The organism is Micromonospora rifamycinica (assembly GCF_900090265.1).
GTDB classification, from domain to species: Bacteria; Actinomycetota; Actinomycetes; order Mycobacteriales; family Micromonosporaceae; genus Micromonospora; species Micromonospora rifamycinica.
This window is the reverse complement of sequence record NZ_LT607752.1, coordinates 2,440,881-2,460,946: the sequence shown is the minus strand read 5'-3', so window position 1 is coordinate 2,460,946 and position 20,066 is coordinate 2,440,881. Positions and strand designations below refer to the sequence as shown.

The 20,066-nt window shown below is 74.8% G+C and carries 15 protein-coding genes and 3 tRNA genes; 10 read left to right on the top strand and 8 right to left on the bottom strand.

Annotated features, from left to right (window positions below; translation table 11 throughout):
• Nucleotides 1-13: 13 nt before the first annotated feature.
• From GA0070623_RS09840 to GA0070623_RS09820, 5 genes are all read left to right on the top strand, one after another.
• A tRNA-Val gene (locus GA0070623_RS09840) sits at nt 14-85 on the top strand.
• Between the two features lie 220 nt (nt 86-305).
• Nucleotides 306-2,738, top strand: coding sequence for a tetratricopeptide repeat protein (locus GA0070623_RS09835; RefSeq protein WP_231932739.1), 2,433 nt, complete (start codon nt 306-308; stop codon nt 2,736-2,738).
• Between the two features lie 295 nt (nt 2,739-3,033).
• The gene (locus GA0070623_RS09830) at nt 3,034-4,209 is read left to right on the top strand and encodes a hypothetical protein (protein WP_157517687.1); all 1,176 of its coding nucleotides are present in this window, start codon (nt 3,034-3,036) and stop codon (nt 4,207-4,209) included.
• A gap of 145 nt (nt 4,210-4,354) precedes the next feature.
• A tRNA-Gly gene (locus tag GA0070623_RS09825) sits at nt 4,355-4,427 on the top strand.
• A 9-nt stretch (nt 4,428-4,436) separates the two neighbouring features.
• Nucleotides 4,437-4,511: transfer RNA gene (locus GA0070623_RS09820), tRNA-Val, on the top strand.
• A gap of 61 nt (nt 4,512-4,572) precedes the next feature.
• On the opposite strand, the gene GA0070623_RS09815 is transcribed toward GA0070623_RS09820, so the two are convergent.
• Entirely contained in the window at nt 4,573-5,097 is a 525-nt protein-coding gene (locus GA0070623_RS09815; RefSeq protein ID WP_089003990.1) for a hypothetical protein, read from the bottom strand.
• Between the two features lie 412 nt (nt 5,098-5,509).
• On the opposite strand from GA0070623_RS09815, the gene GA0070623_RS09810 reads away from it, so the two are divergent.
• Nucleotides 5,510-6,514 carry an NAD-dependent epimerase/dehydratase family protein gene (locus GA0070623_RS09810; protein ID WP_067310099.1) on the top strand — a complete coding sequence of 335 codons (1,005 nt, stop codon included), beginning with the start codon at nt 5,510-5,512 and terminating at the stop codon, nt 6,512-6,514.
• 57 nt (nt 6,515-6,571) lie between these two features.
• On the opposite strand, the gene GA0070623_RS09805 is transcribed toward GA0070623_RS09810, so the two are convergent.
• Entirely contained in the window at nt 6,572-7,546 is a 975-nt protein-coding gene (locus tag GA0070623_RS09805; RefSeq protein ID WP_067310095.1) for an Acg family FMN-binding oxidoreductase, read from the bottom strand.
• 260 nt (nt 7,547-7,806) lie between these two features.
• On the opposite strand from GA0070623_RS09805, the gene GA0070623_RS09800 reads away from it, so the two are divergent.
• Nucleotides 7,807-8,445 carry a response regulator gene (locus GA0070623_RS09800; protein WP_067310092.1) on the top strand — a complete coding sequence of 213 codons (639 nt, stop codon included), beginning with the start codon at nt 7,807-7,809 and terminating at the stop codon, nt 8,443-8,445.
• Between the two features lie 28 nt (nt 8,446-8,473).
• Here the strand turns inward: GA0070623_RS09800 and GA0070623_RS09795 are convergent, their stop codons facing one another.
• Both GA0070623_RS09795 and GA0070623_RS09790 read right to left on the bottom strand, forming a co-directional pair.
• Complete coding sequence (locus GA0070623_RS09795) at nt 8,474-10,144, bottom strand: sensor histidine kinase (protein WP_067310109.1); 1,671 nt, start codon at nt 10,142-10,144, stop codon at nt 8,474-8,476.
• A 96-nt stretch (nt 10,145-10,240) separates the two neighbouring features.
• A complete protein-coding gene (locus GA0070623_RS09790) occupies nt 10,241-11,251 on the bottom strand; it encodes an Acg family FMN-binding oxidoreductase (RefSeq protein WP_067310089.1) in 1,011 nt (336 codons plus the stop codon).
• A 187-nt stretch (nt 11,252-11,438) separates the two neighbouring features.
• Between GA0070623_RS09790 and GA0070623_RS09785 the strand changes: the two genes are divergently transcribed.
• Entirely contained in the window at nt 11,439-13,772 is a 2,334-nt protein-coding gene (locus GA0070623_RS09785; RefSeq protein ID WP_067310086.1) for a heavy metal translocating P-type ATPase, read from the top strand.
• A 127-nt stretch (nt 13,773-13,899) separates the two neighbouring features.
• Here GA0070623_RS09785 and GA0070623_RS09780 read toward each other — a convergent pair whose 3' ends face one another.
• The 4 genes from GA0070623_RS09780 to GA0070623_RS09765 form a co-directional block, all read right to left on the bottom strand.
• Nucleotides 13,900-14,766 (bottom strand): universal stress protein, encoded by an 867-nt coding sequence (locus GA0070623_RS09780; RefSeq protein WP_067310079.1) that lies wholly within the window; start codon nt 14,764-14,766, stop codon nt 13,900-13,902.
• 59 nt (nt 14,767-14,825) lie between these two features.
• Complete coding sequence (locus tag GA0070623_RS09775) at nt 14,826-17,228, bottom strand: phosphoketolase family protein (RefSeq protein WP_067310067.1); 2,403 nt, start codon at nt 17,226-17,228, stop codon at nt 14,826-14,828.
• Nucleotides 17,229-17,353: 125 nt separating this feature from the next.
• Nucleotides 17,354-18,184 carry a universal stress protein gene (locus GA0070623_RS09770; RefSeq protein WP_067310106.1) on the bottom strand — a complete coding sequence of 277 codons (831 nt, stop codon included), beginning with the start codon at nt 18,182-18,184 and terminating at the stop codon, nt 17,354-17,356.
• 96 nt (nt 18,185-18,280) lie between these two features.
• On the bottom strand, nt 18,281-19,084 hold the full coding sequence (locus tag GA0070623_RS09765) for a PP2C family protein-serine/threonine phosphatase (protein WP_067310063.1): 804 nt from the start codon (nt 19,082-19,084) through the stop codon (nt 18,281-18,283).
• Nucleotides 19,085-19,199: 115 nt separating this feature from the next.
• Here GA0070623_RS09765 and GA0070623_RS09760 point away from each other — a divergent pair, with 115 nt between their 5' ends.
• Nucleotides 19,200-19,436 (top strand): HTH domain-containing protein, encoded by a 237-nt coding sequence (locus GA0070623_RS09760; protein WP_067310060.1) that lies wholly within the window; start codon nt 19,200-19,202, stop codon nt 19,434-19,436.
• Nucleotides 19,433-20,017, top strand: coding sequence for a Clp protease N-terminal domain-containing protein (locus GA0070623_RS09755; RefSeq protein WP_231932738.1), 585 nt, complete (start codon nt 19,433-19,435; stop codon nt 20,015-20,017). The genes GA0070623_RS09760 and GA0070623_RS09755 overlap by 4 nt, the downstream gene beginning before the upstream one ends.
• Nucleotides 20,018-20,066 lie beyond the last annotated feature (49 nt).

Genomic DNA, 20,066 nt, shown 5'->3' with positions numbered 1-20,066 from the left:
CGGTAACAGGCACGGGCGATTGGCGCAGTGGGAGCGCGCTTCCTTGACACGGAAGAGGTCACTGGTTCAAACCCAGTATCGCCCACACGGTCAGTAGGGCCGCCTCCCGAGTCGGGAGGCGGCCCTACTGCTTCTCCCCTCCCGACGCCGCCGGCCGGGCGAGGGCACCCGCTCGTAGGGCCGGAGCCGGAACCCCGTCCGTGCGGCCCCTCCCGGCTCGTGGGAGACGATCGTTCTGCGTCGATACGATGTCTATCCTGGCTCCGGTTCTGCCGAGGGACGTCGCGACGCCGGGTGGGTGTGCAGTGGGGGAGACCGGTCGGGACGCGCTGCGCGCGTTCGCCGAGGAGTTGCGGCGACTACGGCAGCTCGCCGGCGGTCCGTCGCTGAACACGCTGGTGGCGGTCGCCGCCCGCCGGGGCAGGCCGCTGGCCCGTTCCACCCTCAGTGACAAGCTCAACGCCAAGTCGCTTCCCGACCGGGACTTCGTCGCCGACTACCTGGGCGCCTGCGTCGCGTACGCCGAACAGAGCGGCATCCGGCTGCCCCCCGGGCTCACCGACCCGACCCGCTGGGAGGCGGCGTACTGGCGGATGCTGGGGGCGGCGGACGCGGCGCGGGCCGACGACCGGCTCGCCGCCGCCCGCGCCGAGCGGGGCCGGCCGGACAGCGCCGGGTCCGCGGCACCGGCCGCCGGTCCGGGCGGGCCGGTTCCGTTCGTGCCCCGGCAGCTACCGGCGGCGGTACGGCACTTCACCGGCCGGTCCGCGCCGCTGGCCGCCCTCACCGCACTGCTCACCGAGCCGCCCGGTCCGCCGGGCACCGTGCCCGTCTCGACCATCGTCGGGACGGCCGGGGTGGGCAAGACCGCCCTCGCCGTGTACTGGGCACACCAGGTCGCCGACCGGTTCCCGGACGGCCATCTCCACGTCGACCTGCGCGGGTACGACCCCGAGTCGCCCGCGCTGAGCCCGGCCGAGGCGGTGGCCGGGTTCCTGGAGGCGCTCGCGGTGCCCCCGGAGCGCATCCCGGCGGCGCTGGCGGCGCAGGCCGCGCTGTACCGCAGCCTGCTCGCCGACCGGCGGATGCTGGTGCTGCTGGACAACGCCCACGACGCCGACCAGGTGCGTCCGCTGCTGCCCAGCTCACCGGGCTGCCTGGTGCTGGTGACCAGCCGCAACCACCTGCCGGGGCTGGTGACCGCCGAGGGGGCCCGCCCGCTGCGGCTGGGCCTGCTGTCCCCGGCGGAGGGACGCGAGCTGCTGTCCCGCCGGCTGGGCGGGGACCGGGTGGCGGCGGAGCCGGAGGCGGTGGACCGGATCGTCGCCGCGGCGGCCGGGCTGCCGCTGGCGTTGGCCATCGTGGCCGCCCGGGCCGCCACCTACCCGGAGTTCGGCCTCGCCCGGCTGGCCGCCGAGCTGACCGCCACCCGGGGCGCTCTCGACGCCTTCAGCAGCGGGGAGGCCAACGCCGACGTGCGGGCGGTGCTGTCCTGGTCGTACCGGGGGCTGGAACCGGGGGCGGCCGACCTGTTCCGGGTGCTCGGGACGCACCCCGGCCCCGACGTGTCCGTCGCGGCGGCGGCCAGCCTCCTGGCCGTGTCCACCGCCGAGGTGCGCCGGCCGTTGGCGGTGCTGACCCGGGCGAACCTGCTCACCGAACACACCCCCGGCCGGTACGTCCTGCACGACCTGCTGCGCGCGTACGCCGTCGAGCTGGCGACGGCCACCGACTCCGCCAGGCTCCGGGACGCGGCGCTGCGCCGGCTGCTCGACCACTACCTGCACACCGCCTACGCCGCCGCTCTGCTGCTGCACAAGCACCGCGACGACATCGCGCTGCCGGCGGCGTCCCCCGGCACGGCGGCGGTGGTACCGGCCGACCGGGACGAGGCGTGGGCGTGGCTCGCCGCCGAACACCGGGCGCTGCTGGCCGCGATCGACCTGGCCGCCGAGCACGGGTTGCCGACCCACGCCTGGCAATTGGCGTGGAGCGTCAACACCTACCTCGACCGGGTGGGCGCCTGGCAGGACCAGTCCCACGCCCAGCAGGTGGCGCTGCGGGCGGCCACGGCGGCGGGGGACCGGGACGGTCAGGCCCGCGCCCACCGCAACCGGGCCGTCGCCTGCCTGCGGCTGGGTGGGTACGACCAGGCCCATGACCACCTGGAGCGTTCCCTGCGGTTGTACGCCGAACTCGGCGACGGGGTCGGTGGCGGGCGTACCGAGCTGAACCTCGGCATCCTCGCGGAACGCCAGGGCGACCACCGGCGTGCCCTCGACCACGCGCAACGGGCGCACCGCCTGTTCGCCGCCGCCGGTCACGCGCAGGGGCAGGCCAACGCGCTCAACAACATCGGCTGGTACCACATCCAGCTCGGCGACCACGCCCGCGCGCTGGACTACTGCGGGCGGGCGCTGGCGCAGCAACAGCAGACCGGCAACCGGTACTGGGAGGCGCACGCCTGGGACAGCCTCGGCTTCGCCCACCACCAGCTCGGCAGGCACCGCGACGCCCTCGACTGCTACCGGCACGCGCTCGCGCTGTGGCAGGAGACCGGCGAACGGTACTACGAGTCGGTCACCCTGATGCACCTCGGCGACAGTCACCGGGCCGCCGCCGACGACGCCGCCGCCCGGGTCGCCTGGCGACAGGCCCTCGACGTGCTCGACCGGCTCGGCCACCCGGACGCCGCCCAGCTCCGGCAGCGGCTCGGCGAGGCGCAACCTGCCCCGTAACGGTGCCCCGCATTCTCCTGTCCGGCGAATTCCCGGAAACCCGGAAAGGGTCGGAGGTAATTGTGGCAGGTGGCGCGGGTGTGCCGGGCGCCCCTTCCGGGGAGCCTCCGGAAAGGACGCGATCTACCCTGGCTTGAACAGGCGTAATGCCCCGAGCTGCATGCTTCGGGCGCTCGGGTCAACGATTTTCGGCGCACTTCACTAATAGTTTTTAAATTCACCGATGTCGTTGTCTAAGTGGCCGTCGGACGATGAACCTGGAGGCGATGGTTTCCCGTCCACCGAAAGGACAACCGTGATCCCCAACAGAATCGGACGCCGCCGCGTGGTGGCCACCGGCATGGCGCTGGCGCTGGTCGCCACCGCGGTCGGTGTGCCACGCGTACCGGCGGCGCAGGCCGCGCCACCCCGGGCGACGGCACAGGCGGCGACGTCACAGGTCGTAGGCTTCACCGTCGGTCGGGACGGTCGCTTCTACCTGGCGTCCGCCACCGGCGTCACCCCGTTCGGCAGCACGGTGGTCGCCCCGCCCGATGCCGACGTCAGCGCCGTCCGGCAGCCCGACGGCAACGCCGCCGTGTTCACCGTCGGCACCCAGGGCGGGCTGGTCGTTGCCGTGACCAGTTCCGCGACCTCCGCCATCTCCGTCTACCGCGACGGAGCGGGCAACCTCGCCACCCCCGGAACCCGGTTGACCGCGTTCACCGCCCCCGACGGCTACGTGTACGTCTTCTTCGTCGGTGTCGACGGCGCGGTCTACGGCACCTCGTACAACCGGGTGGTGCGCCCCGGGGGCGGGCCGCAGCGCCTCTCGGCGACCGGCGTCGCCCCGCCGGGCGCGGTGCTCGCCGGTTCGTGGCAGTCCAGCGCGCCGGGCGCGTTCTTCGTCGGCTCCGACGGCGGGCTGCGCCATCTCGGCCGGACCAACGGCAGCTGGCAGACGTCGTCCATCGGCCCGTCCGGTGTCGCGGCGGCCGGCAGCGGGGTGGCGGCGCTGACCGACGGCGACGTGCAGGCGTACTACGCCGGACTGGACGGCCGGCTCTGGCAGGTGACCCCGGCGGGCGGCGGCCTGCCCGACCCGTGGAACCGGGTGGCCGTGTCCGCGAGCGGCGTGGTGCCGGTCGGTGCCCGGCTCACCGTGACCCGTCCCGCCAACGGCCCGACCGGCGTGTTCTTCGCCGACGCCGCCGGTGCCGTGCGGATCGTGACCAACCTGGCCGGCGGGTGGCAGGACTCCGTCACCACCGGCCCCGGTGTGGCCAGCCCGGGGGGACCGATCTCGGCGCTCACCTCCGAGGACTACTTCTTCGTGGGCTGGTGGGGCAGAGGCCTGTGGTGGTGGCTGTTCTGGTGGTGGCGTCGCCCGCCTCCGCCGCCCCCGCCGCCACTGCTGGGCGAGACGTTGTCGATACCGCTCGGCTACCCGATCCAGTACGGGGCGAACGTCTCGCTGATCCTGTACCGCTAGACCGGCTGACCCGGCACCGCCCAGGCGGCTGACCGGCCGGGGCGGGACGCGTTCCACCCGCGTCCCGCTTCGGGGTGGGGCCGCCGGACGAGCGATCTTGCCATCGGGTAGAGTTCGGGGCGTCGCCGGGGAAACCGGGCGGCACGCGGACGTAGCGCAGCTGGTAGCGCATCACCTTGCCAAGGTGAGGGTCGCGGGTTCGAATCCCGTCGTCCGCTCTCGACCACGGGCGATTGGCGCAGTGGGAGCGCGCTTCCTTGACACGGAAGAGGTCACTGGTTCAAACCCAGTATCGCCCACCAGAGCACGACGAAGGCCCCGGCTCATTGAGCCGGGGCCTTCGTCGTGACGGTGCGGTGTGGGTCAGCTGTTCCAGTGCTGGGTGACGAGGTCGGCGGCCTGCTGTTCCCACTGGGCGTAGTGGTCGGGGTAGGCGGAGACCTGGACGGTCTGGGCGGCCTTGGTCAGGGGCATGTCCTGCCAGCCGTCGACCTGCTTGAGGCCCTTGAGGAACGCGGTGGTGGCGTACTCGGGGTCGGTGATCTGCTCGACGGTGCCCCAGCCGGAGGAGGGGCGCTGTTGGAACAGGCCCTGGGAGTCGTGGTCGTTGCGGTCGCCGAGGTGGCCGAGGTTCTCCAGCTTGGATTCCTGGAGGGCGGTGGCGATGGACACGACGGCGGCGCGTTCGTCCATGCCGGTCTTCTTGGTGGCAGCGATGATGGCCTTGGCGTTGGCGGTCTGCTCGTCGTCGAGGTCGATGCGGGACTGGTCGCCCTGCACCCCGTGCGGGATCAGCTTGTCCATCGCCGGCTTGTCGGCCTGCACCACGGCCACGGGCCGGGTGTCGATGGTGGGGGTGTCGGTGAGGTTCAGCGGGCCGGCGGCGATGCCGGAGTCGGGGCGTGGGCACCACGTCGGGCGCTCGTGCGGGGGTGGGACCTGCCGGGCGGGGTCCTGCTGCGGTCGTACAGAGGGTGTAACGACCGCGGGTGCCGGGTCATTCCATCGGTGCTTGCCGGATCGAGCCTGGTAGCAGGCCCTGCCCGGGCCGTCGGTCGCGGGTGGTTCCGCCGGGGCCCGGTGTGGTCTGCGGGGCCGGTGGGTCAGGTGGCCCGGAGAGCCTTATGCCTGGGCGTCATGAATATGCCTGAGCGGCATACCGGTGTCCGAGAAGTCAGCCGTCCTCCGGACCTTTCCCGCCGATCCGGTGGCCGGCGGGGAGGCGGGTTCTGCCGATGGCAGATCCGCTACCGGTGAACAGGGCGCCCCATCGGTGTCCCGGGCCGGCAGGGTGGGACGCATGAGACTGCTGATGCTGGGCGGCACCGGGTTCGTCGGCTCCGCCATCGTGGCCGAAGGGGTACGCCGGGGCTGGACGGTGACGATGTTCAACCGGGGCGTACACGGCGACCCTCCGCCGGGCGTACACCGGTTGCGGGGTGACCGGACCGCGCCGGACGGGCTGGCCGCGCTGGCCGGCGGCGACTGGGACCTGGTGGTCGACACCTGGGACGGCATGCCCCGCGCGGTACGCGACGCCGCCCGGGCACTGCGCTCCGCCGGGCACTACGCCTACGTCTCCAGCTGCTCCGTCTACGCCATGCCGGTGCCGGCCGGGGCGGGGGAGGAGGCGACGGTGGTGGAAGCGGCCTCCGACGACCCCCGCGACGACGACTACGCCCGGTGCAAGGCGGGCGGTGAGCGGGCCGCGACGGAGGTGTTCGGGGAGCGTGCGCTGCTGCTGCGGGCCGGGTTGATCCTCGGGCCGGGGGAGGACGTCGGCCGGTTGCCGTGGTGGTTGCGGCGGGTGGCCCGGGGTGGCGACGTCCTCGCCCCCGGCCCGGCCGACCTGCCCGTGCAGTACGTCGACGTCCGCGACCTGGCGGCCTTCGCGCTGGACCGGGCCGCCGAGGGTGTCGGCGGCGCGTTCAACGTGGTCAGCCGTCCGGGGCACAGCACCATGGGTGAGCTGCTGAGCGAGGTGGTGGCGACGACCGGATCCGATGCCCGGCTGCGCTGGACCGACCCGGAGCCCATCCTCGCCGCCGGGGTGGAACCCTGGAACGACCTGCCGGTCTGGATTCCCCCGGGCCACGAGTACCGGTGGTTGCAGGAGCTCGATGTCGAGCGGGCGTACGCGGCGGGGCTGACCTGCCGCCCGGTGGCCGGGACGGTCGGTGACACCTGGCGTTGGCTGGACCGGGTGGGGACGGTCCCGCCGCGCGCGGGGCGACCGGTGCGGGCGACGATCGGCCTGGACCCGGCACGCGAGGCCGCCCTGCTGGCCGCCGCCGGGCGGACCTGATCCACCGCCACCGCCGCCCGGGTGCCGTCGCCGGCACCCGTCGTCGGGCCGGCATCGTCAGCCCGGTGCCACCGCCAACTCCAGCACCTCGTCCACACTCCGCCTCGGGGTGGCCACCCCCGGCTGGCCGTACCCGATCCGCATCACCATCTGCGGCGTGCCGAAACGCCCCAGCGACAGCCGCAGCGCCTCCCGAGCCCCCGACACCTCGATCGGCTGCGACAGCATCGACACCGCGAGCCCCGCGTCGGTGGCGGTCAGCAGGACCCGCTGTAACGCCTGCCCGGCGAGCACCTGGTCGACGACCGTGTTGCCGGCCGCGCCGAGCACCGCCACCAGCGGTTCCGGTTCGAAGTCGCGGCCGGGGGCGCGGTCCCGGCCGCCGAAGCCGCGCGACGGCAGCAGGTCCTGCGGCTCGGCCTGCGGGCCTCCGGCGCGGGCCGGCACCCCGTCGGGGGCGGGCTCGGTACGCACCCAGTCGGCGCGTTCGGCCCGGTAGGCGGGATCGCGTTCGAGCACCCGGTGGGCGCTGCGGGCGATCTCGGCGAAGGCGTTGACGGCGCTCACCCCGATCACCAGTTCCAGCCAGCACTGCTCGGCGCGGGCCGCCTCACCGAGCCGCCAGCGGGCGTCGGCGGGCACCGGGTCGGGCCAGAACGGTGCCCGGTTGCTGAACCGGCGGCCGATGGCCGCGTACAGGCTCTGCTCGGTGGGGGTGGGGCGGCGCGGCAGGTCCGGGACCAGCCGGGCCAGCACGTCCGGGTCGGCCGGGTAGGGCCGCAGCCGTACCGTCGCCGGGGTGCCCGCCACGGCCAGGGACAGCCGCAGGTTGAACAGGGCCGCCCCGCCGGCGATCCGGGTACCCCAGCCGCTCGGGTCGGTGGCCGGCAGCCGGCGGGTCGGGTCGACGCAGACCTCGATCGCGCCGTCGCGCAGTCGGAACCGCCACGGCTGGGTGTTGTGCAGGGAGGGGGCGCGGACGGCGTCCGCAGCGGCGGCCCGTAGCTGCGCCTCGGTGTACCCGGTGCCCATGGTCGTGCTCCTTCCGTGACGGTTCGTGCCGCTCCACCCCGAGCGGGGAACGCGTCGCCCCGGCCGGCCGACGCCGACCCGGTTCCCGGTGGTGGTTCCCCTCCACGGTCCGCCACCCGGGGGTGGGCCGGGCAGGGCCGGACGTCCCGACCCGCCGGGCCGCCCTCCCCGGCGTGACGCGCCGGGAAGGGCGGCGTGACGCGCCAGGTTAGGGACCTTCGACCCGTGCGCGGGCCGGTCCGGGCGGGTAGAAACGAGGGATGATCCGGGTGTTCCTTCTCGACGACCACGAAGTCGTCCGCCGTGGCCTGGCCGACCTGTTGCAGAGCAGCGGCGACATCGAAGTGGTCGGCGAGTCCGGCTCCGCCCAGGAGGCGGCCCGACGGATTCCCGCCCTGCGGCCCGACGTGGCGATCCTCGACGCCCGGCTGCCCGACGGCAACGGCATCGACGTGTGCCGGGACGTGCGGGCGGTGGACTCGTCGATCAAGGGGCTGATCCTCACCTCGTACGAGGACGACGAGGCGCTGTTCGCCGCGATCATGGCGGGTGCGGCGGGGTACGTGCTCAAGCAGATCCGGGGCACCGACCTGGTGGACGCGGTGCGCCGGGTCGCGGCCGGGCAGTCGCTGCTCGACCCGGCGATCACCACCCGGGTGCTGGAACGCATCCGCAGCGGCGTCGAGCAGCCGCGCGAGCTGAAGACCCTCACCGAACAGGAGCGGCGCATCCTGGAGTACGTGGCCGAGGGGCTGACCAACCGGGAGATCGCCGGCAAGATGTTCCTGGCGGAGAAGACGGTGAAGAACTACGTCTCCAGTGTGCTGGCCAAGCTGGGCCTGGAACGCCGCACCCAGGCCGCCGTGCTCGCCACCCGCCTGCTCGGCCAGCGCCACTGACCCACCGCCGCGCCGACGGCGGCCCCGATCAGTCGCGCAGCGGGACCGACCAGCAGAGCTGGGTGCCGTGCGGCTCGACCCGGCGTACCTCGAACTCGCCGCCGTGCCGCTCGGCGCGTTCGCGCAGGTTCACCAGGCCACCCCGGGCGGCGGCCGGGTCGCAGCCCACCCCGTCGTCGGTGACCGTCACGGTGACCCGGCCGGCGTCGACCCGGACGGCGACGGCGACCCGGTTGGCCTCGGCGTGGCGTACCGCGTTGGACAGCGCCTCGCGGAGCACGGCGGTGAGGTCGGGGCGGACCGGCTCCGGCACGGCGCTGTCGATCGGGCCGTCCAGCTCGACGGCGGGCCGGAAACCCAGCGACCCGGCGGCCACGTCGACCGCCTCCCGGATCTCGGTGCGCAGCGCCGCGCTCATCGGGGTACGCAGCTCGAAGATGGTGCGGCGGATGTCCCGGATGGTGGCGTCGAGGTCGTCGACGGCCGCGTTGATCCGCTTGGCGACGTCGGGCCGGGCGTGCATTGCGCCGCTCTGCAGTTGCAGGCCGGTGGCGAACAGCCGCTGGATCACCACGTCGTGCAGGTCCCGGGCGATGCGTTCGCGGTCCTCCAGGACCACCAGCAGCTCCCGTTCCTCCTGGCCCCGGGCGCGCTCCATGGCCAGGGCCGCCTGACCGGCGAAGCTGGCCAGCAGGGTGACGTCGGCATCGGCGGCCCGGCCGGCGTCGGGCCGGTGGGCCACCACCAGCACCCCGTGCAGGGTGTCGGCGGCGGCGAGCGGGGAGACCACGGCCGGGCCGGCGACCACCGGCACCGGCCAGGGTGCCGCCTCGGCCAGGTTGTCGAGCAGTTCCCGGCGACGTTCGGTGACCGACCCGGCGAAGCTGGTCTCGCCGGCCGGCAGGAGCGCGCCGACCAGCGCCGCGGTGTCCCCGTCGGCGGAGTCGACCACCTCGACGGTGAACTGGCCGGCGTCCTCGTCGTAGAGCAGCACCAGCGCCAGCTCCGCCTCGGCGACCTCGCGGGCGCGGCGGGCCACCAGGGTCAGCGCGTCGGTCCGGCGTACCTCGCCGAGCAGCACCGAGGTGATCTCGGCGGTGGCGGCCAGCCAGCGTTCCCGACGGTGGGCCAGCGCGTAGAGCCGGGCGTTCTCGATGGCCACCCCGGCTGCGGCGGCCAGCGCCACGACGATCTCCTCGTCGTCCTCGGTGAACTCCGGGGCGCCCTGCTTCTCGGCCAGGTAGAGGTTGCCGAAGACCTGCTCGCGGATGCGGACCGGCACGCCGAGGAAGCTGTGCATCGGCGGGTGGTGCGGCGGGAAGCCGTACGACTGGGGGTGTTGGGTGATGTCCGGCATCCGGACCGGGCGGGGCTCGTCGATCAGCAACCCGAGCACCCCCCGCCCGTGCGGCAGGTCGCCGATCTTCGCGTGCAGTTCGGCGTCGATGCCGTGGGTGATGAAGTCGTGCAGCAGCCGGTCCGGCCCGATCACACCGAGCGCGCCGTAGCGGGCCCCGACCAGCTCACAGGCGGCCTGCACGATCCGTTGCAGGGTGCTGCGCAGGTCGAGGTCGGTGCCGATGCCGACCACCGCGTCGAGCAGCGCCCGCAGCCGTTCCCGGCTGGTCACCACGTCGCCGACCCGGTCCAGCATCTCCTGGAGCAGCTCGTCGAGCCGGACCCGGGACAACGGGCTCAGCCCCAGCGAGGGGACCTGGTGTTCGTTGCGGGAAGCAGGGGTGCTGGCGGCCACGCGGGCGATGTTACCGTCCGGTGACCGCCCGACACGAGATCGTCAGGGCCGCTGGTCGCGGACCGCGGAGGTGTCGACCACCTGGGCGGCGGGCAGCCGCGGGGTGTGCGGCGGGCCGGCGTGCGCCGGGTCCGCGATCCCGATCCGCAGCACCAGGTACGGGTAGCCGAGGCCGCTGAGCAGGCGCCGCAGCGTCTGCCGGGTGCCGGCCACCTCCACCACGCCGGACAGCGGCACCACCGACGCCCCGTGCCGGGTGGCGGTGAGCCAGAGCGCGGAGAGCGCCTCGCCGGCCCGCAGCCAGCTGGCCGGCTCGTCCTCGTCGCCGTAGAGCAGCCCGTACACGGCGGCCTTGTCGTGCCCCGGGCCGACCGGCAGGTCACCGGGGCTGCCGAAGTCCCGGGCCGGGACGGTGGTCTGCGGCTGGTCGTGCGGCAGCACCTCCGGCGGCAGGCCGGTGCCGGTGCCGGCCCGGTGCGTCCAGTACTGCAACTCCTCGCGGGTCTGCGGGTCCTCCGCCTCGACCGTGCCGGCGTGCGAGGCGGTCGCGGCCAGCTCCATCACCTGGTCGGCGTCGAGGATCTGCAACCGGGAACCCTCGGCGTCGGCGGCGCGGACGATGTCGTCGAGCACCCCGGCGGGCACCGGCTCGTCGCTGACCGGCCGGCGGTCGGTGTGCCGCACCTGCATGCACTGCACCAGGCGCATCGCCTCCGGGTCGCCCCCGGAACGGGTCAGGCCGGTCAACCGGGCCAGCAGGTCCGGCTGCTGCGGGTCGGGCAGCCGCTCGACCACCGCCGTCCAGCCCTCGGCGGCGAGCGCCACCCGGGCGTGGTGCAGGGCCGCGCCGCAGCTCACCGCCGTCAGCCGGCCCTCCGGGTCGGTGGCCGAGAGCTGCCGTTCCCGGACCACCCGCAGCTCCAGGGCGTCCGGCAGGACCCGCCAGCGCCACGGCTGCGTGTTGTGCACCGAGGGGGCGTGACCTGCCGTCGCCGCCGCCTCCGCGAGAGCGGTGGTCAGCGGGCGGTCCGTCGCGGGCGTCTGGTGGCTCATCGGCACGACCTTTCCGTCTCTTTCCCATCGTGCCCCACCCCGTCGGCCCCGGGGCGGGGATACCGTTCCATCCTGGCCCGCCGACCCGGCCCCGCGCACGGTCCGCAGGTCCCCCCTCGGGGGCATTTTGGCCCTGCGGTTTCCCGGTTCCCGGCCCCCGCCGGCCCCCTGCTGGGACGATCCGCAGGTGGACGCGGCACCGCAGGAGTGTGTTCCGCGGCGGCCGGTCGACCGGCGTCCGGTGCGCTGGCGCGAGTGGACGCCCCTGGCCCTGCTCGGCGGGGCGTTGCTGGTCGGGGCGGCGCTGTGGCTGACCGGGCGGCGCGGCCCGGCCGACGCGGTGTGGGCGACGGCGACCCTGGGGGCGCTGGTGCCGGCGGTCGGGACGGTGCTGCGTCAGTGGTGGCGGCGGCGGTTCGGGGTGGACGTCATCGCCGTGCTGGCGTTGGCCGGTGCGCTGCTGGTCGCCGAGTACCTGGCCGGGGCGGTGATCGCGGTGATGGTGGCGACCGGCCGGGCGCTGGAGGCGTACGCCCGGGGGCGGGCGACCCGCGACCTGCGGGCGCTGTTGGCGCGGGCACCCCGGCAGGCGCGGCGGCGCACCCCGGACGGGGGCATCGAGGTGGTTCCGCTGGACCGGGTCGTGGTGGGGGACGACCTGCTGGTCGGGCCGGGGGACGTGGTGCCCGTCGACGGGGTGCTCGCGGCACCGGCGACGCTCGACGAGTCGGTGGTGACCGGCGAGTCGCAGCTGGTGGGCCGGGCCGCCGGGGAGCAGGTGTCCAGCGGGGTGGTCAACGCGGGCGCTGCCGTGGGCCTGCGGGCCACCCGGGACGCGGCCGGCAGCACCTACGCGGGGATCGTCCGGCTGGCGCGGGAGGCGACCGCCCACCGGGCGCCGACGGTCCGGCTCGCCGACCGGTACGCGGCGGCGTTCGTGCCGTTCACCCTGGTGCTGGCCGGGGTGGCGTGGTGGTGGTCGGGGGAGGTCGTCCGGGCGGTCGCCGTGCTGGTGGTGGCGACGCCGTGTCCGCTGCTGCTGGCCACCCCCATCGCGATCGTCTCCGGGCTGTCCCGGGCGGCCCGCCGTGGTGTCCTGGTGCGTGACGGCGGTGCGCTGGAGTTGCTCGGCCGGGCCCGCACCCTGCTGGTCGACAAGACCGGCACGTTGACCGCCGGGCGGCCCCGGGCGGCGGAGACGGTGGCCGGCCCCGGCGGCGACCGGGACGAGGTGCTGCGGCTGGCCGCGTCGGTGGAGCAGCTCTCCCCGCACGTGCTGGCGGTGGCGCTGGTGCGGCAGGCCCGCGAGCGGCGGCTGCGGCTGACCACGCCGACGGAGGTGACCGAGGAGCCGGGGCGCGGGGTCAGCGGCCGGGTCGACGGCCGGCTGGTGCGGGTCGGGCAGCTCACCGGCGACCTGCCCGACTGGGCGGAGCAGGCCCGGGAGCGGGCCGAGCTGGCCGGCTGGTCGACGGTGTGGGTGAGCGACGACCACGGCCCGCTGGGGGCGATCCTGCTGGAGGACCCGGTCCGTCCGGACGCCCGGCGGACGGTACGGCGGCTGCGGGACGCCGGGCTGTCCCGGCTGCTGCTGCTCAGCGGGGACCGTCCGCGCACCGCCGAACAGGTGGCCCGGCTGGTGGGGGTGGACGAGGCGGTGGCCCGGTGCTCCCCGGAGCAGAAGGTGGCCCGGGTACGGCAGGAGGCGCGGCTGGCCGTCACCGTGATGGTCGGCGACGGGGTGAACGACGCGCCGGCGCTGGCGGCGGCGCACGTCGGGGTGGCGATGGGGGCTACCGGGGCGACCGCCTCGGCGGACGTCGCCGACGCCGTGATCACCGTGGACCGGTTGGACCGGCTCGCCGACGCCGTCGAGATCGCCCGGCACGCCCGCCGGATCGCGGTGCAGAGCGCCGCCGTCGGGATGGGGCTGGCGGTGCTCGCGATGCTGGCCGCCGCCGCCGGCCGGCTGCCGCCGGTGGCGGGCGCCTTCCTCCAGGAGGGCATCGACGTGCTGGTGATCCTCAACGCGCTGCGGGCGCTGCGCGGCGGGCCGCGTCGTCCGGACGTCCCGCCGGCCGCCCGCGCCCTGCTCGGCCGGTACGCGGGCCAGCACGCCGGCGTACGGGACGTGCTCGCCCGGGTACGGGACACCGCCGACCTGGTGGCGACCCGGCCGACCGCCGAGGGGTGCCTGCCGGCGTTGCGCGACACGCACCGCCGGCTCACCGACGAGGTGCTGCCGCACGACAGCGCCGAGGAACGGCAGCTCTACCCGGCGTTGACCGGCCCGCTGGGCGGGGAGGTGACGTCCACGATGAGCCGGGAACACGTGGAGATCCACCGGCTGGTGGACGCGATCGGCGGTCACCTGGCCCGGGCGGACGGGCGGTTGCGCCCCGACCAGGTGCCCGACCTGCTCGCCAGCCTGTACGGGCTGGACGCGGTGCTGCGCCTGCACCTGGCCCAGGAAGAGGAGACCTACCTCGCGCTGGAACCCGACCCGCCCGCCCCGCGTTGATCCACCCGCCCCGCGTTGATCCACCCGCCCTGTGTCGATCCCCGCGCTGGGGCCGATGTCGCGGTGTCAGATCGTCGGATCACCGCCACATCGGCCCAACGGCCGCCCGCCCCGCCGGGTCGCCCGGTCAGCGTTCCCGGACGACCGCGACCGGGCAGTGCGCGTGCTGGATGAGCTGCTGGCCGACCGAGCCGAGGAGCATCCCGCGCAGTCCACCCCGGCCCCGGCTGCCGACCACCACGAGCTGTGCCTCCCGGCTCGCCTCGACGAGCGCGGCGGCCGGTCGGGCCGGTGCGATCTCCACCGTGACCGGCACCTCGGGGAACGTCTCCCGCCACCCGGCGAGGGCCTGGTCGATCTCGGCCCGGTCCGCCGCGAGCCGGGCCTCGGCGTCCGGGTCGGAGGGCCGCCAGCGGTCGTCCGGCGGCTCGAAGGCCCGCAGCACCCGCAGCGCCGTGTCCCGTTGGGCGGCCCGCTCCACGGCGAACCCGAGCGCGGTGCGGGCCTGCTCGGAGCCGTCGTAGCCGACCACCACCGGGCCGGTGGCCTTGGCCTGCGCCTCCCGTACCACCACGACCGGGCAGTGCGCGTGGGCGGCCACCGAGACCGCCGTGGAGCCGGCGAGCAGGCCGGTGAAGCCGCCGTGGCCCCGGCTGCCGAGCACCAGCAGCCCGGCCTCGGCGGAACGCTCCTCCAGCACCAGCGCGGGGGGGCCGTCGAAGACCCCACCGTGCACGGTGACGCCGGGCCAGGCCGCGGTGGCGTCCGAGGCGGCCTGCTGCACCAGCTCCTCGACCTGCCGCCGGGCGGCGTCGTCCGGCCACACCCCGGGGGCCACGCCGGGACCGACCCACCCGGCGACGGTCAGCCACTCGAAGACGTACGCCAGGCGGACGGGCCGTCCGCTGCGCTGCGCCTCGGCCAGCGCCCAGTCCAGGGCGACCCCCGCGTCGGCGGAGCCGTCGTAGCCGACCAGGATCTCGTCGGATGTCATCGTCTCGTCCTCTCAGGTGGGCGGTGGACCGGTCGGCCCGCCGGGGGAGTCGGGTGGCGTCACTCGGCGTCGAGCTGGGCGGGCTGGGTCTCCCGGATCCAGCGCCACTCGGCGACCCGGGGGTCGTCCTCGCCGTGCCGGCGGGTGTGGTCGCGGCAGGCCTGCCGGGCGTCGACCATCTCCTGGCGGAGGTGGGCGGCGCGGGCGGCCAGGCCGGGCACCCGGTCGATGACGTCGATGACCAGGTGGAAGCGGTCCAGGTCGTTGAGCATCACCATGTCGAACGGGGTGGTGGTGGTGCCCTCCTCCTTGTAGCCGCGCACGTGCAGGTTGTCGTGGTTGGCCCGGCGGTAGGTCAGCCGGTGGATCAGCCACGGGTAGCCGTGGTAGGCGAAGATGATCGGCTTGTCGCGGGTGAAGATGGTGTCGAACTCGTTGTCCGGCAGCCCGTGCGGGTGCTCCGACGACGGCTGGAGCCGCATCAGGTCGACCACGTTGACGACCCGCACCTTCAGCTCGGGCAGGTGCCGGTGGAGCAGGTCGGCGGCGGCGAGGGTCTCCAGGGTGGGCACGTCACCGGCGCAGGCGAGCACCACGTCCGGCTCCTGACCGTCGTCGGTGCTGGCCCAGTCCCAGATGCCCAGGCCGCGCCGGCAGTGCTGGACGGCCTCGTCCATGGTCAGCCAGTTCGGGGCGGGCTGTTTGCCGGCCACCACCACGTTGATGTAGTGCCGGCTGCGCAGGCAGTGGTCCATGGTGGAGAGCAGGGTGTTGCCGTCCGGCGGCAGGTAGACCCGGACCACCTCGGCCTTCTTGTTGACCACGTGGTCGATGAAGCCCGGGTCCTGGTGCGAGAAGCCGTTGTGGTCCTGCCGCCAGACGTGGCTGGAGAGCAGGTAGTTCAGCGAGGCGATCGGCTCCCGCCAGGGGATGCCCCGGGTCACCTTCAGCCACTTGGCGTGCTGGTTGACCATCGAGTCGACGATGTGGATGAACGCCTCGTAGCTGGTGAAGATGCCGTGCCGGCCGGTCAGCAGGTAGCCCTCCAGCCAGCCCTCGCAGAGGTGTTCGGAGAGCACCTCCATCACCCGGCCGTCGGGGGAGAGGTGGTCGTCGGTGGTCTCGATCCGGCCGTCGAAGGACCGGTCGGTGACCTCGAACGCGGCACCGAGCCGGTTGGAGGCGACCTCGTCCGGGCCGAACAGCCGGAACGTCTGAGGGTTGGCGGTGATCACGTCGCGGACCCAGGTGCCGAGCACCCCGGCCGCGCCGACCACCGGCTCACCCGGCTGCTTGACGTCGACGGCGTAGTCGCGGAAGTCCGGCAGGGTCAGGTCACGCAGCACCCGCCCGCCGTTGGTGACCGGGTTCGCGCTCATCCGGTGCTCGCCCTTCGGCGGCAGTGCGGTCAGCTCGGCGACCGGGGCGCCGGTGGCGTCGAAGAGCTCCTCCGGACGGTAGCTGCGCAGCCAGCGCTCCAGCTCGGCCAGGTGCTCCGGGTTGTCGCGTACCTCGGCGATGGGCACCTGGTGGGCGCGGAAGGTCCCCTCGACCTGCTTGCCGTCGACCCGGGTCGGGCCGGTCCAGCCCTTCGGGGTCCGCAGGATGATCATCGGCCAGCGGGGACGCTCCACGTGGCCGCCGGAGCGGGCCACCCGTTGGATCTCGGCGATCTCGTCGCAGGCCCGGTCCAGGGTGGCGGCGAGGAGCTGGTGCACCTGGGTCGGGTCGTCCCCGGCGACCAGGTACGGCTGGTAGCCGTGTCCGCGCATCTGGTCGAGCAGATCCTCGGTGGGGATCCGGTCCATGACCGTCGGGTTGGCGATCTTGTAGCCGTTGAGGTGCAGGATGGGCAGCACCGCACCGTCGCGGGCCGGGTTGAGGAAGACGTTGGATTGCCAGCTCCCCGCCAGCGGGCCGGTCTCCGCCTCCCCGTCGCCGATGACGCAGGCGACCAGCAGGTCCGGGTTGTCGAAGGCCGCGCCGTAGGCGTGGCTCAGGGCGTACCCCAGCTCGCCGCCCTCGTGGATCGAGCCCGGCACCTCCGGTGCGACGTGGCTCGGGATGCCGCCGGGGAAGGAGAACTGGCGGAACAGCCGCTGCATGCCGGGCTCGTCGCGGCTGACCGGGTGGTACAGCTCGCTGTAGGTGCCCTCCAGCCAGGTGTTCGCCACCAGGGCCGGGCCGCCGTGGCCGGGGCCGGTGACGAAGATGGCCGACAGATCACGGTTGACGATGACCCGGTTGAGGTGCGCGTAGAGCAGGTTGAGGCCGGGGCTGGTGCCCCAGTGGCCGAGCAGCCGGGGCTTGACGTGCTCGGGGGCGAGCGGCTCGCGCAGCAGCGGGTTGTCGAGCAGGTAGATCTGCCCGACGGTCAGGTAGTTCGCCGCCCGCCAGTAGGCGTCCAGCCGGCGCAGCTCGTCGTCGGTCAGGGGACTGTGCAGGTCGAGAGCGGTGTCCATGCTGCCAAAGCCTCTCGCGGGTCGGGGGGTTCTGCACCCGGAAGCGCCGTTTCGCCCCGGGCAGATCCAGTCTTCGCGTTCGGGGGCTCACCGGTCAGGGCCGTTGGTCCCGGCCGCTGGGGACGTCATGCCCCGGCCGGTACGGCGGAAACCAGTCCACGGACGACGATGACCGGAGCCGGCGCGTGGTAGAGCAGGGTCTGGCTCACCTCGCCCAGCATGCCCCGCCCCGGCTGGTCACCCCGGGCGCCGACCAGCGCCACCTGCGCCGACCGGGACTGCTCCACCAGCACGGTCCCGGGATCCCCGTGGACGGTGTGGCACTCCGCCGCGACCTCCGGGTGGTGCCGGCGGGCCTCGGCGACCAGCGCGCCGAGCGGGTCGTCGTCGCCGTCGGGTCGTCCCGGCTCGACCACCCGCACCACGATGACCCGGGCCGGTCGGCGGGCGGCGCAGCCGAAGGCGAAGTCGAGCGCGGCCCGGGAGCCGGGTGAGCCGTCCACGCCGACCAGCACGGGCCCCGGGGGCGGTGGTTCGGGGCGGACCACCAGCACCGGGCAGCCGGCACGGGCGGCGAGCTGCACGGCCGGTGCATCGGCCGGGACACACCGTCCGCAGCCGGTCATCCCGCCGTCCCCGATGGCCACCAGGAACGCCGTCTCGGAGCGGCGGACCAGGACGCCGACGGGTGCCCCCTCGACGATCTCACCGCTGACCGGCACCGCCGGGGCGACCTCGTTCGCGGCCGTGGCGGCCCGGGCGATCAGCTCCTCGGCGGTGTCCCGGCTGCCGGCCAGCGACGGGCCGGCGAGGGCGGCCTCCCAGTTGAAGGCGTGCACCAGGGCCAGGCTCCGGCCGTGGGTGTCGGCCTCCCGGGCGGCCAGCCGGACCATCCCCAGGTCCGTCGGCGTGGCCCCGAGGCCGACCACCACCGGCCCGCCCGTGGATCCGGTCATCCGGTTCACCTCCCGGGCGTCCCGCGCGGTACGGCCACGCCGTCCCCACCGACGCTAGCCGCGCCGGGCGGACGGTGGAGCCCGATCGGGAGCCGGTCAGTCGGACGGGCGGGGCCGGGTCGCCGGGTGGACGCGCAGCACGACGGCGGTGGCGTTGTCGCTGCCACCCTCGGCCAGGCTCGCGGCGAGCAGGGCGCGTACCGCCCGGGTCGGGTCCGGCTCGGCGAGCAGTTCCCGCAGCCGGTGGTAGTCGAGCTGGTCGCTCACCCCGTCGGTGCACAGCAGCCAGGTGTCGCCGGGGCGCAGCGGCACCCCGAGCAGGTCCGGATCGGGCCGGTCGGGGTGGCCGAGGTAGCGCAGGAGCTGGTAGCGGGCGTGTGCCGCCTCCCGGGAGTTCGCCGGCCACCAGCCGTGCAGCACGCCGAGCCAGGCCATCGTGTGGTCCACGGTCACCAGCTCCAGCAGCCCGTCGCGCAGCCGGTACGCCCGGGAGTCGCCGAGCTGGACGATCCAGGCCAGCTCGCCGTCGGGCTCGGCGAGCAGCGCGGTCAGCGTGCAGCCGGCCAGCTCGTCCAGGGCGGCTCCGGCCCGGCGTACCCGGATCTGGGACTCGGTGACCGCGGCGCGCAGCCCGCGGGGGCCGACGGCCGGCCAGCCGGCGTGGATCAGCTCGTGCAGAGTGTCTCGGGCGATGGTGCCGGCGATCCGGCTGCCGTCGCCCTCGCCCATGCCGTCGACCACCGCCACGAACGGCAGTTCCGGGTCGACGTGCACGACGTCGAAGTTGGCCGGATAGCGGTGGCCGACCACGGAACCGCCGGCGACCTCCCATTCGACCCGGCCGACGGGCAGCCGGAGGGCGGCCTCGACGGGCTGGTCGGCGGTGCGGCGACGGAACACCAGCGGACGGTAGCACCGTCGCCGGCCCGGACCGGGCGTCCGGCGTCGTGTCGGCGCGGGTCGGTTTCGTCAACCAGGGTTGACAGTGCGGAGGTTGTCAACGTAGATTGACACCATGAGTCAGGCGACGGAACTCGCGGCGGCAGCCGGCAGCACCGACCCCCGGGTCGGCCTGCGCGCGGTGCTCGCCCTGCGCCGGCTCCTCGAACGGCTGGAGGTGGTCCAGGTGGACAACGCCCGACGACAGGGCTGGTCCTGGCAGGAGATCGCCGACGCGCTCGAGGTCAGCCGGCAGGCGGTCCACAAGAAGCACGCCGGGCGACCGGCGGTCCGCGGCACCTGGGAGGAATGATGTTCGAACGGTTCACCGACCGCGCGCGGGCGGTCGTCCGCGACGCGGTCGAGCAGGCCCGATCCGACGGGCGACGCCCCGTCGGCACCGCACATCTGCTGCTCGCCGTCCTCGACGACGGCGACGGGCTCGCCGGCCGGGTGCTCACCGAGGCCGGCGTCGACCCCGACGACGTGCGCGCCCGGGTCCGGCGGCAGACCACCGGCGACGGCGGGACCGGGCTCGACGAGGCGGACGCCGCCGCGCTGCGCGAGATCGGCATCGACCTCGCGGCCATCGTCGCCCGGATCGAGGACAGCTTCGGCCCGGACGCCCTGCGCGAGGCGGTCCCGGCCCCCCGCCGCCGGTGGCGCACGCACCGGCCGGGCGGCGGCCCGTTCTCACCCCGCTCCCGCAAGGTGATGGAGCTGGCCCTGCGCGAGGCGGTCCGGCTGCGCCACCGTCACATCGGCACCGAGCACATCCTGCTCGGCCTGCTCCGCGAGAGTGGCGGCCGGGGTGCCCGGGCGCTGACCGGGGCGGGTGCGGACCTCGACGACCTGCGCCGACGGGTCGAGTCGGCGCTCCGCACGGCGGCCTGAGCAAGCCCGGTCGTCGGCCCGCCCGCTCAAACCTGTTTGCGGTCAATGC

Bases quoted from the DNA above. Each gene is read 5' to 3' on its own strand.
- GA0070623_RS09780 (WP_067310079.1), bottom strand. From the start codon at position 14,766: ATGACATCCGACGAGATCCTGGTCGGCTACGACGGCTCCGCCGACGCG.
- GA0070623_RS09800 (WP_067310092.1), top strand. From the start codon at position 7,807: ATGATCCGGGTGTTCCTTCTCGACGACCACGAAGTCGTCCGCCGTGGC.
- GA0070623_RS09810 (WP_067310099.1), top strand. From the start codon at position 5,510: ATGAGACTGCTGATGCTGGGCGGCACCGGGTTCGTCGGCTCCGCCATC.
- GA0070623_RS09805 (WP_067310095.1), bottom strand. From the start codon at position 7,546: ATGGGCACCGGGTACACCGAGGCGCAGCTACGGGCCGCCGCTGCGGAC.
- GA0070623_RS09770 (WP_067310106.1), bottom strand. From the start codon at position 18,184: ATGACCGGATCCACGGGCGGGCCGGTGGTGGTCGGCCTCGGGGCCACG.
- GA0070623_RS09760 (WP_067310060.1), top strand. From the start codon at position 19,200: ATGAGTCAGGCGACGGAACTCGCGGCGGCAGCCGGCAGCACCGACCCC.
- GA0070623_RS09755 (WP_231932738.1), top strand. From the start codon at position 19,433: ATGATGTTCGAACGGTTCACCGACCGCGCGCGGGCGGTCGTCCGCGAC.
- GA0070623_RS09775 (WP_067310067.1), bottom strand. From the start codon at position 17,228: ATGGACACCGCTCTCGACCTGCACAGTCCCCTGACCGACGACGAGCTG.
- GA0070623_RS09790 (WP_067310089.1), bottom strand. From the start codon at position 11,251: ATGAGCCACCAGACGCCCGCGACGGACCGCCCGCTGACCACCGCTCTC.